Genomic DNA, 599 nt, shown 5'->3' on the forward strand with positions numbered 1-599 from the left:
CAGGGACGGGGGTCTGCTGGTGCCCTTCGACTCCGCCGCCGGCACGATCGCCGATCTGGCCGACGAGTTGGGGGCGGAACTGCTGGTGGTGACCGGAATGGGGCTGGGCACGATCAACGCCACCGCCTTGACGGTGGAGGCGATCCGGCGCCGGGGGCTGACGCCGCGGGGCCTGGTGTGGGGGTCGGTGCCCCGCGAACCCGACCTGGCGGAGCGCACGAATCGTGAGGACATGGCGCGCTGGGTGGGAGTGCCCGTGGTGGGTGGCGTCCCCGAGGGCGCCGCCCTGTTGCCGCCCGCGCGTTTCGCGACCGAGGCCCCGGGCTGGTTCACCCCCCGGGTGCTGCCGGAGGGATGACACGGGCGGCCGCTCCGCACGGGTGGAGGTCCGGCCGGTCCGGTCCGGTCCGAAGTGCCTGCTCTCGCCATCGGGCCGGCGGGGTCCCGGGGGCGCTTCGGACCGGACCCGCCACGCGGGGGTCTGGCTGAGCAAGCGCTTGGTAAGGCATGATGCGGGCACGGTCCGACCGTTTCGGCCCCCGTCCATCCGTCTCCCAGCCGGTGAAGGAGGAACCGCCATGCCCCCGGCGACCCCGACC

1 protein-coding gene is annotated in these 599 nt (G+C 74.6%); it reads left to right on the forward strand.

The window, feature by feature from the left end; translation table 11 throughout:
* Window positions 1-358: ATP-dependent dethiobiotin synthetase BioD (gene bioD, locus FNQ90_RS26055; protein ID WP_182608543.1), on the forward strand; the 358-nt coding region annotated here is incomplete at its 5' end.
* Window positions 359-599 lie beyond the last annotated feature (241 nt).

The organism is Streptomyces alkaliphilus, assembly GCF_014141535.1.
Lineage (GTDB): Bacteria > Actinomycetota > Actinomycetes > Streptomycetales > Streptomycetaceae > Streptomyces > Streptomyces alkaliphilus.